Genomic DNA, 12,781 nt, shown 5'->3' with positions numbered 1-12,781 from the left:
CGTAGGGAGAAATCTTCTTCGAGCGATAAATCTGGTATAGACCGGCTTGGTGAAGAAGATTTCTCCCTACGGTCGAAATGACACCTTTTTTTAAATTCTAATGGCTACTACTACTTGCTTAACGTAATATTTTTAAGCAAGTAATCTCCTCCCTCCCACGCAACAAGCGATAATTATTTTCGTATAACCTAAAACGAGGTTAAACCTTTTTGGTAAATCACCATCGTAAGATAAATTTTTACCCCCTGATTAATTGATGTACTTAAAACTTGTGCGATGGAGCGGCTTGCTGGCTGTATGCCTGCTGCTATCCTCAACGCTGATGGCCCAGCCCTGGCATCGGCTTACGATGGATGATTTTTGGGGCTACCCGCCGGGCACCAATTCGGCATTTGTAGCTTATACCAACTGCCAGATTAGTTATAGTTATGATGCCCGCATCCGTAACGGACAGTATGTGCTTACTTTTTATGTAAACATGAACATGAACCACCAAAAATCGTGGATGAACAAGGTGCATGCTATGGAAAGCGGAAAGATAGACGAAATCCTCCGTCACGAACAAGGCCATTATAATATGGCTTACTTAGAGCAGCAGGAATTATTGCAGGCTTTCAATCAAACGCGTTACGGCCCTAATTACCCGGAGCAAGTCAAGCAGATTTTCACATCTATTGATACAAAATACCGGAACCTGAACCAGGATTACGAATCTGACACGATGCATATGCTCGACCGCGACCGCCAAAACCAGTGGAACGCCTGGTTCGGCAACCAAATCAGTTCGTGGCGTAACTATGCTTACCGGGAAAGAAATGCAGACAGCCGAAATTATTAAAAGCGCTGAGCCGTATATTTCCAGAACCTTTGCTAACAGCATCCTTATTCAACATTCGAATAAAAATCAACCTACAGTGTTAAGTTCTATTAAAACCGTTTATATTTAAGCCTTTACCCGTATTGTGCGATGAAAAACGTGTTGGCCGGAAAACCTTTAAAGAAATTTGCCCTTGGTGCAGGCGCACTGATATTGGCCGCAGGCTTATGGAGCTTTGATGATCTGTTCGATATCTCTAAAAATTTAGATGTGTTTGCTTCGGTTTATAAAGAAGTGAATCTTAATTATGTAGACAATATCAACAACACACAAATGGTAAAAACCGGCGTAGATGCCATGCTTGACGGGCTGGATCCCTACACCGAGTTTGTCCCTGAAGCCGAACTGGAGAATTACAAGCTGCATTACATTAACACCCAATATGCGGGTATTGGTGTCAGTATTTTTTCGCGCGATCAGAAGATTTATATTTCCGATTTGGTTGAAGGTTATCCGGCACAGAAGGCGGATATCCGCGCCGGTGACCAACTGGTTAAAGTGAATGATATTGACCTCACCGGTAAAACTACCGATGAGGTAAGCGCATTGCTTAAAGGCGGCAAAAACGCCACGGTAAAATTGCTGCTTAAACGCCGCGACGAAGCACCGGCGGTGAAAAATATATTACGCACCGAAATTCGGCAGCCTAATGTATCTTACTATACCATGGTGAGAGGCAATATGGGGTACATCCGGCTGGATAAATTTTTAGAGAACGCTGCTGATGAGGTTACTACTGCGCTGGTAAGCCTGCAAAAGAACAAGCCACAGGGCATAATTCTGGATTTACGCTCAAACGGTGGTGGTATACTACAGGAGGCGGTCAAGATTGTAAACTTGTTTGTAAACAAGGATGTAACCGTAGTATCGCAAAAAGGCAAGGTGCAGGATAAAAATTATGTGTACCGCACCATGAATACGCCTTTGGAAACCAACTTGCCGCTGGTGGTGTTGGTAAACGGCCGCTCTGCTTCGGCAGCAGAAATTGTGGCCGGCGCACTGCAGGATTTAGACCGTGCAGTGGTAATTGGTCAGCGCAGCTACGGCAAGGGCCTGGTACAACAAACGTTTAGCCTGCCTTATAATAACCTGGTAAAAATTACTATTGCCAAATATTTTATCCCATCTGGCCGCTGTATACAGGCGCTGGATTATGCCCACCGTAAAAAAGATGGCAGTGTAGTTAAACTGGCGGATTCCTCATTACATCCGTTCAAAACTATCAACGGGCGCACAGTGTATGACGGCAGCGGCGTATACCCGGATTTGCTTATAAAGCAAGAGCGTTTTGCTGATATTACCCAGGCATTGGTGAGCAAACTGCTGATATTTGATTACGCTAACCTGTATGCAAGTACGCATCCTAAAATTGCCCAGGTCAGGAACTTTAACCTTACCGATGAGGAGTACAATGCCTTTGTAAAATACCTGAACGGCAAAAATTACACCTATAGCCGGAACAGCGATAAGGTGCTGGAACTGCTTAAATCAGAAACTACCCGTGAGAAGCAGTTTAACGAAATACAGGCCGAGTACGAGGTATTGAAAGCTAAACTGAACGCCAGTAAGCAAAACGATTTGCAGCAGTATAAGCCGGAAATTAAACAAATACTGGAAAACGAGATTGCCGACCGCTATTACTACGAAAAAGGCCGTTACGAAGTAAATTTGAAGTACGACCGTGATTTGGCCGAGGCCGTGCGCACCATGCAAAATAAGTCCCGGCTGGATAGTATTTTGCATGGTACCGGCAGTTACAGTATTATTGGCAAACCGCAACCTGTTCTGGCCGCTACCAAAACGCAGCAACAGCCGGCAGGTTAATCGTAACTAAACTGATACAAAAACAGAATAAACTTTTCGAGGTTTCAGTAAGTCATACTTACAAATTTAGAAACTATGAAAAAGTTAATATTTGCCGCAACCTTAGCATTCAGTTGCTTTGCCTTCCAAGCTTCAAACGCCCAGATTAGGGCCAGTGTAAATATAAATATTGGCAGCCAGCCCGATTGGGGCCCTGTAGGATATGATCAGGCCAATTATTATTACATGCCTGATATTGATACTTACTACGATGTGCCTGCACACCAGTATGTATACCTGCAAAATAACCGCTGGATACGTTCAGCCAGTTTACCAGGCCGCTATGGTAATTATGATTTATACAACGGCTACAAAGTGGTAATTAATCAATCTAACCCATGGAACCGGGCTGATTACTACCGCTCACATTACGCCGACTACCGCAACCGCAGAGGTCAGGCTATAATTCGCGACAGCCGCGATGACCGTTACCGCAACCACTGGAATGGTCCGGGCAACAATGGCCGTGGTCATGCTTATGGCCATTACAAAGATCACGGCAATGGTTGGGGAAATGGCAAAGGGCATGGTCGTGGCCACGGCCGTTTTTAAGCCGGCACAGATATCTATTAAAAAAGGAGGGTTACTCAGTAATCCTCCCTTTTTTTGTGTTTGGTGTTTTGAAACTTCCCCGTCATTTCGACCAGCGGGAGAAATCTTCTTAGTCAAGCCAGTCTACAGTAGACATATCGCCCGAAGAAGATTTCTCCTTACAGTCGAAATGACACCCTATAGAATGAACCTTTTCTATAACCTATTATTATCAATATTCACCAATGCCTTTTTCAGCGTGAAAATCACGTAAGTGCGGTCGCGGTCTACCAGTTGGGCCAGGCGGTCAATCAGCTGGTCTTCCTGGCCTTCGGTATACTGTAATTGCTCGTCGTTCAGGTGGTTATACTTGCGTTTCAGTTTGATTTTTACGCGGGGCCAATCTTTATTACTAATGGTAATTTCTGCCATGATGGTTACTTGTATTTACAGCAAAAATATAAAAAAAGTGTCAGGCAGGCACTTTAACATCTGGTACTTGCGTTTTTAATTAAACCAATCTGAATAATTTACATCAAACGTGTTCAAATTAATTACATCACATGAAAAAGTATTTATTAAGTATAGCCGCCCTTATTGTGGTGAGCTTGAGCGCTAAGGCGCAGGTATCGTTAGGCGTTAAAGGCGGGGTTAATTTCTCCAAAATCAATACCGATAACGTTAAAGAATCCACCGTGGCAGGCTACCAAGCCGGTTTATTTGCCCGTTTAGGCGGCGGCACTTACCTGCAACCCGAGTTATACCTGAGCAGCAAAGGCGGTAAATTTGATTTCAACACCACTAATAACACCACTACCACCAATGGTAAAGTTACCTTTACTACGTTAAACGTGCCCCTGTTATTAGGCAAACGTTTTGGTGGCGATAAACTAAATTTCAGGCTGATGGTAGGCCCGGTATACTCTTATATTTTGAGCAAAAGCCAGAACTTTAGCGATAATGTAAGTGGCGCTTACAACGATTTTGGTGATTACAAGAACAGCACCCTGGGCTTCCAGGCGGGTGGTGGTGTGGATATTGGCAACATTACCGCCGATTTACGCTACGAAGGTGGCCTCACCAAGATTAACCCTAATTACGGCCAGCGTCAAAACCTGTGGGCACTGAGCGTTGGGTTTAAGATATTTTAAGGGAGCTTCATTACTCCCTTCTTAAGCAAAAAAGGGAAAAGCATAGTACAAAAGCAGCTCACAAATGGGGCAATTTGTACTATGCTTCCGTCTTGTGCGCTTATTGTAAATTTGAAAGCAAAAAGGCTTATTTATTGTTTAAATTTATTGAATTTCATAATCAAATAGTTACATGCTATGAAACCAGTAAAGGCGTATATGATGTTATTTGCTGTATTAATGTGCAGCACATTAAGTTCATTTAAAACCGGCAATATTGATACCAGTGGGCAAAGCCTGATTGCAGGCGAATGGAGCAACACCGACCCTCAAGCTAAATTGCAACTCATAAAGTTTTTCCCTAACGGTTTACTTAACATTCATACGGGCAACTCCAATAAAGTGTGTAATTATGAAATCACTGGTTATCACACCAACGCGTCAACAACTGTAGTTACCGGGGTGATTGAAGCAGGCCATATAGCCCATCCGGCAAATTATAACAATTACAACACTCCGATAAGCGCGAACAAGGGTTCAATGAGTGATGATCAGAAAACATTTAGAGCTACTATTATTAACGGCAAAATCATGACGCTGGTTATCAACAGCGATGCATCCCTGTTAACACTTAAATTATTGAAGACCAAATCTATTCCTTCTGGCGTAATGCAAATTCAGTAAAAAATCTTAAAATAAGACTATACCTGGCTCTACTTGGGGTTTGTAATATCATTAACTCCAGGTAGAGCCAGGTAATTAAGCATTTCTCATTTCCAGAAAGCTTACCACTCCAGCCCCATTTCATGAAACATGAATGCCCATTTATCGGCCTGCTCGTTAATGACCTGTTGGGTAGACTTACCGGCGCCGTGGCCGGCCTTGGTTTCAATGCGGATGAGTACCGAGGCGGTACCTTTCTGCATTTCCTGCAAACGGGCGGCAAACTTAAAAGAATGGGCAGGTACCACACGGTCGTCATGGTCGGCCGTAGTCACCAGCGTGGCCGGATAGGTTTGTGGTTTTAGCGCATGGTAAGGTGAATAGCGGTACAATTCCCTGAACATGTCTTCCGATTCCTGCGCCGTACCATAATCATAAGCCCATCCGGCACCTGCCGTAAACTGATTGTAGCGCAGCATATCCAGTACGCCTACCGCCGGGAAGGCCACCTTAAACAAATCGGGCCGCTGGGTAAGCACGGCGCCCACCAGCAGTCCGCCGTTGGAGCCGCCTGAAACCGCCAGGTAATCTTTAGAGGTATAATGGTTCTTGATGAGGTATTCAGCTGCGGCTATAAAATCGTCAAACACATTTTGCTTTTTCATTTTGATGCCGGCGCGGTGCCACTTTTCGCCATACTCGCCTCCACCCCGCAAGTTAGGTACGGCATAGATACCGCCATGTTCCAGCAACACAATATTAGAGGTGCTAAAGGCAGGCGTTAAGCTTACACTAAAACCACCATAACCATACAGCATTGTTGGATTATGCCCGTTCATCACCGTACCTTTTTTGTAAGTGATAATCATCGGGATTTTGGTATTATCTTTTGAGGGATAAAATACTTGCTTCGAGATGTAATCATCAGGGTTAAACTGCACACCCGATTTTTTGTACAGCGTAGATTTTCCTGTAGCTATTTCATACTTAAAAATAGTAGGCGGATAAATGTAAGACGTAAAAGTATAATACGTTTCCTGATCCTCTTTACGGGCGCTGAAGCCTGAAGCTGTACCCACTGAGGGCAGTTCAATGGTACGTTCCAGTTGGCCGTTATGGTTATACTGCTGTACCAGCGAGGTAGCATCTTTTAAATATTCGGCAAACAGTTTACCACCTGCCGTTGCAACCGTTAATACATTTTTGGTCTGCGGAATGAGTTCCTTCCAGTCCGGCGGGGTAAGTTTAGATACCTGTGCGGTAACCAGCCGGTAGTTGGGCGCATACAGGTTGGTATGGATAAATAGCCGGGTGCCTTCATTATCCACCACTTCGTGTTCATTGTCGAAATTATCAACTACGGTAATAATTTGGCTGTTGGGCTGGGTTAAATCCTGCAAATACAACTCATTACCCGTGGTGGAGTTAGCAGCGGTAATTACCAGGTAACGCTCATCTTCGGTGAGGTAAGCGCCAATATAACGGCGCGGAGTTTGTTCGCCACCAAAAATCAATTTATCCTGACTTTGCGGTGTATTCAACCGGTGAAAGTATAGTTTGTGGTACTGCGTTAAACCCGAAAGCTGGCTACCCTCTTTAGGCTTATCGTAACTGCTGTAATAAAAACCCTCATTCCCTTTCCAGGCTAATCCCGAAAACTTTACATCTTTCAGGGTATCGCCTACCACACTTTTATCAGCGGTGCGCATCACCACTACTTTTGTCCAGTCAGAGCCTCCTTCGGATAACTGGTAGGCCGCCAAACTGCCATCTTTACTAAAGCTGATGCCAGATAAAGAAGTGGTGCCATCGGCCGAAAACTTATTGGGATCCAAAAAGATTTCTGGAGCGCCGTTATTGAGTTGCCGGTACAGTACCGCCTGGTTCTGCAGTCCATCGTTTTTATAATAATACAGGTATTGCCCGCGCTTAAATGGCGCACCAAATTTCTCGTAGTTCCATAATTTTTCCAGGCGCTGGTAAATGGCCTGGCGGTATGGTATTTTACTTAGATAGCTCTGCGTTACTTCATTCTCGGCCTGCACCCAGGCTTTGGTATCAGCAGCGCGGTCATCTTCCAGCCAGCGGTAAGGGTCGGGCACTTCAGTGCCAAAATAGGTATCGGTAACCGCACCTTTTTTGGTTTGCGGATAATTTAAAGACGTATTTTTCATGGGTTGTGCATAACTGCTGCTGCAAAATAACACAGCCGCAGCCCATAGATAAGTATTTTTCATTGGCTAAGGTTTAAACGCAGCTTAAATATAAAAATTTTGCCGCTAAAATATAACGGACTACTTACGGCAAAATACTTGCATTGACCATGCTTTTATCCTTACCTTCACTTTACTACCTTTTATAAACCGAAATTCAGCACTTCATAATTACAAACAATGCCGCAGTACCTTATACAAACGCCAAAAGCAATTTTAAAAACAATTACGATCATTCACCTGGCGTTGTTAGCCGGTCAGGTACTGTTTGGCATAGTATTTTTTTTCCTCAGATCATCAGGCACCGATCCGCAAGCAAACCTGGATATATTCAAATACCTGGTACCCGCTATAGCGGTAGTAATGGTGGCTTTAAGCCAGTTTATATTTCCTAAGCTGATAGCAAAAGCCATCCCGCTGCCTGCACTGCAGGAAAAAATGGCGGCTTACCAATCGGCATTAATTGTATGCTACGCCCTGCTCGAAGTGCCTTCTTTATTTAGCCTGGTAGCTTATTTTCTGACCGGCAATATATTATACATACTGGTGGCGGCCTTGCTGGTAGCACGGTTTGTAACCATCCGCCCTACCGCTGAAAAAGCCGAAGAGGATTTGAAGTTGACTTACGAAGAAAAATTGGAATTACAGTAGCGACGCTATTTTCCCTAAAATAATTAACAAAAACCTAAAGAGGCTACCCTATATATAGGGTAGCCTCTTTAGGTTTAAAATGGTTCAATTTTTTGTTAATTAAAATACAATCAGCCCACCGTTATTCTTTTTTCCTCCTTTATCATCAAACTTCAGCAACTTGTAAATGATTTTAAAATAAAAGAACTGACTAATGGTATTGGTCTGGATGTTTTGGATCTGCCCGGTATTGGTGATGGTACGGCGCAGGCCGGCATTTTTGTCCAGCAAATCGAAAGCATTGATAGACAATGTTAAATTTTGCTTAGGCAGCAGGTAACGCTCTATACCGGCATTCCAGATGTAAAATGAGGTATTGGAACTTGAAGGCTGCCCGCGGAACAGGCGCTGATTCACATCGGTAAAGATGCGCCAGTTCTTGGTGGGCTTTACACTGGCCGAAGCAAAATTGTCAAAGGTATAATAATGCTGGTTAGCCGCTTTTTGATAAGAATTGCTGGCCGTATTGTAATTGCCGCTGCCATTCAACGAAAGCTGCACCACATCTTTATCGTAGTTAATGCCACCGTATAATTGTGGTGTAAAACGCAGCACGGCATTTTGGTTGTCATTAATATAGTTTACAGCCCGGCTGGTTTGAAAATAACTACCCAGGTTATATTTCAGGCCTTTTACTTTGGTGGGCTTGCTCCAGTTGAAACCCAGGTTTGAAGTGAAATTACCATCGGTGTTAATAGGGCGGGTGGTAATTACCCCGCTGGTGCTTACAATACTTTGGGTAGAAAAACCGGCCCATGTTTGCGCAAAGTAACCATAGAAGCCAAAATATGAACTTGTTTTTTGATCAAATAAATTATAGTTAGCATTGATGCTGTACGTGCGCGACAAGGTTAACTCCGGGTTACCCAACCTGATGTACAGCGGATTAGTGTTATTCAGCACAGGTTGCAAATCAGATGCTTGCGGCAACTGTGCACTCGAATACAGTGAGAGGTAAAGGTTAGCGCCATTCTTCTGTTTAAAACTGGCCGAGGCATTGGGTAGAAACGCCCAGTTGTTACGGCTGATGGGGCCGCCCTGGTTGTTCACCCGGTAATTACCATCCAAACCTAAATTGGCAACAGCCAAGTTCAGATTCCAAGTCACATCACCGGTTTTGTTCAGGCCGGCAGTGGTAGTATAACGCCAGTTCTGATTATTGGTGATACCACTATAAGCCGCATTAAAAATATCATACTGGCCAGTTATCGCATTGTAGTCTACCGTATACTGGTTGGCATTATCTTTTCGGTAACTATAGCCCTCACTTAGCGTAAAACTCAGCTTACGCTTGGCATTCAACTGCCGTACCAGCGAGGCCGTACCGGTAAGGTAGGTACCACTGTTATCCTGATCGGTTTGCTGGTTGGTGGTACTATCCTTCCTGATGGGTGCATAATAACGGGCGGTATATTGGTTAATATAACTCTGGTTGTTAGTTGTATAGTTGCCTGTAGCAAAAGCATTAACCGAACCTTTACCCCCTTTAAATTTATGATTAAAAGTGAACTGCCCACCATAAGATGGATTATGCCCCGACTGATCCAGCAATTGACCAATGCGGTTCACGCTATCCTGCTTAATGTTTGTACTATAAGATTGCAGCAAAGAGTTGGTTGATTTTACCCCGAACGAGAACACCGGCTTGAACTTGATATTATTCAGTGTATCTGGCTTGTAATCAAAATTCAGGTTAAAGCGATAGCTGTTGTTGGTATTACGGCTGATGCTGTTCTGGTGCGTATACAGGTTGTTTGGGTCATCCTGAATATCGGTAAGCTGTGTGAGATAGTTTGAGGTTACCAGCGTAATGGCGCTTGCATTAAATTTTAGCTGCTCCTTTTTACCAAAAACATCAGAAAAATTTAAACCACCTGAATTGTATTTAATCAAACCATCCTGCACGCCGCTAAAAGCGCCGTTTACATTAGCCCGGCCGCTACGGTCAATAGAAATATAACTGCTGCCATCATTCGAGGCAAAACTGCCGAACACATTGTTGCCCGTAAAAGCATTCAAATCTTCAAAACTAAAGCCCGATTCATTTACATTATTACTTAGCCCCAATACAGAAAACTGCTGCTTGTCATTAAAATGATTTAGGTTAAGCTGCGCCAAATAGCGGTTGTCTGTCCCACCTTCGGCCTGTACATTGCCAAACCAGCCTTTCTTATGGTCGGCTTTCAATTTCAGGTTAATTACTTTATCACGCTGCCCGTCATCAATACCGGTATTCTTAGTGCTTTCGGTTTTATCGTTGATGACCTGCACTTTATCAATAGCATCGGCAGGCAGATTTTTGGTGGCCGCTTTAGGGTCGTTACCAAAAAACTCTTTGCCATCTACCAGTACTTTAGTGACCTGCTTGCCCTGGGCAGTAATTTTGCCGTCGCGGTCAACATCTACGCCAGGTATTTTTTTCAGCAGGTTCTCTACATTATCATTTACCTGCGTTTTGTAAGAGCCTGCATTAAATTCGGTGGTATCACCTTTAATTTTTACCGGGTCTTTCGCCCCTTCTACATTAATGCTTTTCAGGGTACGCACATCGGGTTCCATTTTCAGGATGCCTAAATCAACGTTTAAACGCTGGGTTGTGATGCCGAAGTTTTTGCTTTCGGTTTTCAGGCCTACCAGGTTGACCACAAGCCTGTAGCTATGCGGCGCCAAGCCACCAACGATAATGAGCCCGTTGTGATCTGAGGCAATACGCCTCACTACCACAGAATCGGGCAGGCGCACAATGGCAGCTGTGGCAAACTCAACCGGCTGGTTGGTTTGCGCTTCTACCAGTTTTACATTAAGCGTACCAGTTTGTGCTATAGCCGATGAACATAAAAGAAAAAAGAGGAGCAGGTGCAGGGTAAATTTATACATGTGTTAAGGGTTGAAAGCGCTAATTTAACTAATAAATTAGTTAATCTACGAACGCTTCGTAAATGTTTTAACAATATTTAACAATTAGACCCCTATGGCTACTGCTACGTTGCAAAAACCTGATACTATTGCAGTAACTATCCCGTTACATTCTTTTAGTAATGGCTTAAATAGAAGTATAAGCAAACTAAAAAGACGCTGTTGATGATAAGCAGCTATAATAGTTTGGTTAAGAAAGGAACAGATATTAAACCATAGGTAATTTACATACCTTTATCAAAAATCATTTCACCAATTAGCAAGTATCGATTTCATGAAAAACGTTTACGGCATCAACCTGATTCCTGACAATGATGCAGAACGTGTGAAAGCGCTTAAACGCTATCAGATTTTCAATACTCCCGCTGAACCCGCTTTTGATAATCTGGCTGGCTTGGCACAAACTATATTTAAATCGTCCATTGCACATATTTCATTTCTTAACGGGGATGAAGAATACATTAAAGCCGGCATAGGCCTGGGCGATTTGGTACGGTTGGATCGAGGCGAAAGCATGTGTGCGCTTGCCATTTTACAACCCGAAGTGACCGTAATTGAAGATGCCCTGCAAGACCCGTTGCTGGCCAACCAGCCTTATGTGCATGGTGCTTTTGGACTGCGCTTTTATGCAGGAGCCCCGTTAATTACAAGTGATGGCTTTATTATAGGTACTTTTTGCATTGTAGACCAGGTGCCGCGTAAATTTTCAACTCATGATATTGAAATATTGCAGGGCCTGGCTAAGGTAGCCATGGAGCAAACAGAATTGCGGTTAAAAACCCTGCAGGAGGCCGAAACACAACGTACCATTAATGATAAACTAACCACCAGCGAGCAACGGCTGCAAAGTATACTGGATACGATGGCCGAAGGTGTAGGCATTATTGATACCAACGGCCGTATGACGTATGCTAACCCCATGGCACAACGCATATTAGGGCTAAAAGAAAGCGCGATTAAAGAACGTACTTTTGATGACCCGCAATGGCAGAACCTGCGGATAGATGGCACGCCCCTGCCGCCCGAAGACCACCCGATGGCAGTAATGATGCGCACAGGCATGTCGGTTTATGACCAGGAAATTGCTGTGCAGCCACCCGACGGGGAAAGATTTTACATTTCTATTAACGCTGCACCTATAATTGACCACCAAACCGGTAACATTACCGGCGGTATAGGTACTTTTATGGATGTAACCAACCGGCGTAATTTGCTGCGCCAGCGCGAAGAGTTTATCAGCATTGCCAGCCACGAACTTAAAACGCCTGTAACCGCGCTAAAAGCATCCTTGCAACTCCTCGACCGCATGAAGGATAACCCGGCACCTGAAAAGATGCAAAAACTGATTGCGCAATCCAACAAAAGCTTACACAAGCTGAATAGTCTGATCAGCGATTTGCTGGATGCCAACCGCATTACACAGGGCCAATGGCAAATTCATAAAACAGTATTTAAGTTAAGCGATATGCTTGCCGATTGTTGCAACCACATTCGCACAGCCGGAACGCACGATATTATCCTGAAAGGTGATATTGACACCGAAGTATATGCCGATGAGCACCAGATAGACCAAGTGGTGGTAAACTTTGTAAACAATGCCGTTAAATACGCACCCAACTCTCGCAATATTATTATCGCTGCCCAAAAAACACCCGCCGAGGTTAAGGTATTGGTAACCGATTTCGGGCCGGGTATTCCACCCGATAAATTACCACACCTGTTTGAGCGCTATTTTCGTGCTGACTACAGCGGACTGCAGTTTTCGGGCCTTGGACTCGGCTTATATATCAGTAAAGAAATTATTACCAAGCATAACGGGCAAATCGGCGTAGATACCGAAATGGGCAAAGGCAGTACTTTTTGGTTTACACTGCCTTTAAATGCCGGTTCATAAAGGG

10 protein-coding genes are annotated in these 12,781 nt (G+C 44.0%); 7 read left to right on the top strand and 3 right to left on the bottom strand.

Features of this window, described 5'->3' with window-relative positions:
• The first annotated feature begins 256 nt into the window (after window positions 1–256).
• From ACYVNW_RS16165 to ACYVNW_RS16155, 3 genes are all read left to right on the top strand, one after another.
• On the top strand, window positions 257–838 hold the full coding sequence (locus ACYVNW_RS16165) for a DUF922 domain-containing protein (RefSeq protein WP_460680911.1): 582 nt from the start codon (window positions 257–259) through the stop codon (window positions 836–838).
• A 129-nt stretch (window positions 839–967) separates the two neighbouring features.
• Window positions 968–2,701, top strand: coding sequence for a S41 family peptidase (locus tag ACYVNW_RS16160; RefSeq protein ID WP_460680910.1), 1,734 nt, complete (start codon window positions 968–970; stop codon window positions 2,699–2,701).
• Window positions 2,702–2,776: 75 nt separating this feature from the next.
• Window positions 2,777–3,292 (top strand): hypothetical protein, encoded by a 516-nt coding sequence (locus ACYVNW_RS16155; RefSeq protein ID WP_460680909.1) that lies wholly within the window; start codon window positions 2,777–2,779, stop codon window positions 3,290–3,292.
• 195 nt (window positions 3,293–3,487) lie between these two features.
• Here the strand turns inward: ACYVNW_RS16155 and ACYVNW_RS16150 are convergent, their stop codons facing one another.
• The gene (locus tag ACYVNW_RS16150; RefSeq protein WP_460680908.1) at window positions 3,488–3,703 is read right to left on the bottom strand and encodes a hypothetical protein; all 216 of its coding nucleotides are present in this window, start codon (window positions 3,701–3,703) and stop codon (window positions 3,488–3,490) included.
• A 131-nt stretch (window positions 3,704–3,834) separates the two neighbouring features.
• Between ACYVNW_RS16150 and ACYVNW_RS16145 the strand changes: the two genes are divergently transcribed.
• Both ACYVNW_RS16145 and ACYVNW_RS16140 read left to right on the top strand, forming a co-directional pair.
• Window positions 3,835–4,422: a porin family protein gene (locus ACYVNW_RS16145; RefSeq protein ID WP_460680907.1), complete on the top strand. Its 588-nt coding sequence runs from the start codon at window positions 3,835–3,837 to the stop codon at window positions 4,420–4,422.
• 177 nt (window positions 4,423–4,599) lie between these two features.
• A complete protein-coding gene (locus ACYVNW_RS16140) occupies window positions 4,600–5,085 on the top strand; it encodes a hypothetical protein (RefSeq protein WP_460680906.1) in 486 nt (161 codons plus the stop codon).
• A 101-nt stretch (window positions 5,086–5,186) separates the two neighbouring features.
• On the opposite strand, the gene ACYVNW_RS16135 is transcribed toward ACYVNW_RS16140, so the two are convergent.
• A complete protein-coding gene (locus ACYVNW_RS16135) occupies window positions 5,187–7,301 on the bottom strand; it encodes a prolyl oligopeptidase family serine peptidase (RefSeq protein WP_460680905.1) in 2,115 nt (704 codons plus the stop codon).
• A 156-nt stretch (window positions 7,302–7,457) separates the two neighbouring features.
• Here ACYVNW_RS16135 and ACYVNW_RS16130 point away from each other — a divergent pair, with 156 nt between their 5' ends.
• The gene (locus ACYVNW_RS16130) at window positions 7,458–7,928 is read left to right on the top strand and encodes a hypothetical protein (protein ID WP_460680904.1); all 471 of its coding nucleotides are present in this window, start codon (window positions 7,458–7,460) and stop codon (window positions 7,926–7,928) included.
• 99 nt (window positions 7,929–8,027) lie between these two features.
• On the opposite strand, the gene ACYVNW_RS16125 is transcribed toward ACYVNW_RS16130, so the two are convergent.
• The gene (locus ACYVNW_RS16125; protein ID WP_460680903.1) at window positions 8,028–10,844 is read right to left on the bottom strand and encodes an outer membrane beta-barrel protein; all 2,817 of its coding nucleotides are present in this window, start codon (window positions 10,842–10,844) and stop codon (window positions 8,028–8,030) included.
• A 313-nt stretch (window positions 10,845–11,157) separates the two neighbouring features.
• On the opposite strand from ACYVNW_RS16125, the gene ACYVNW_RS16120 reads away from it, so the two are divergent.
• On the top strand, window positions 11,158–12,777 hold the full coding sequence (locus tag ACYVNW_RS16120) for an ATP-binding protein (RefSeq protein ID WP_460680902.1): 1,620 nt from the start codon (window positions 11,158–11,160) through the stop codon (window positions 12,775–12,777).
• Window positions 12,778–12,781 lie beyond the last annotated feature (4 nt).

It is taken from the genome of Mucilaginibacter koreensis (assembly GCF_054783355.1).
Note: the sequence above shows the minus strand (reverse complement) of the source record. Positions and strands in the feature narration are given on the sequence as shown.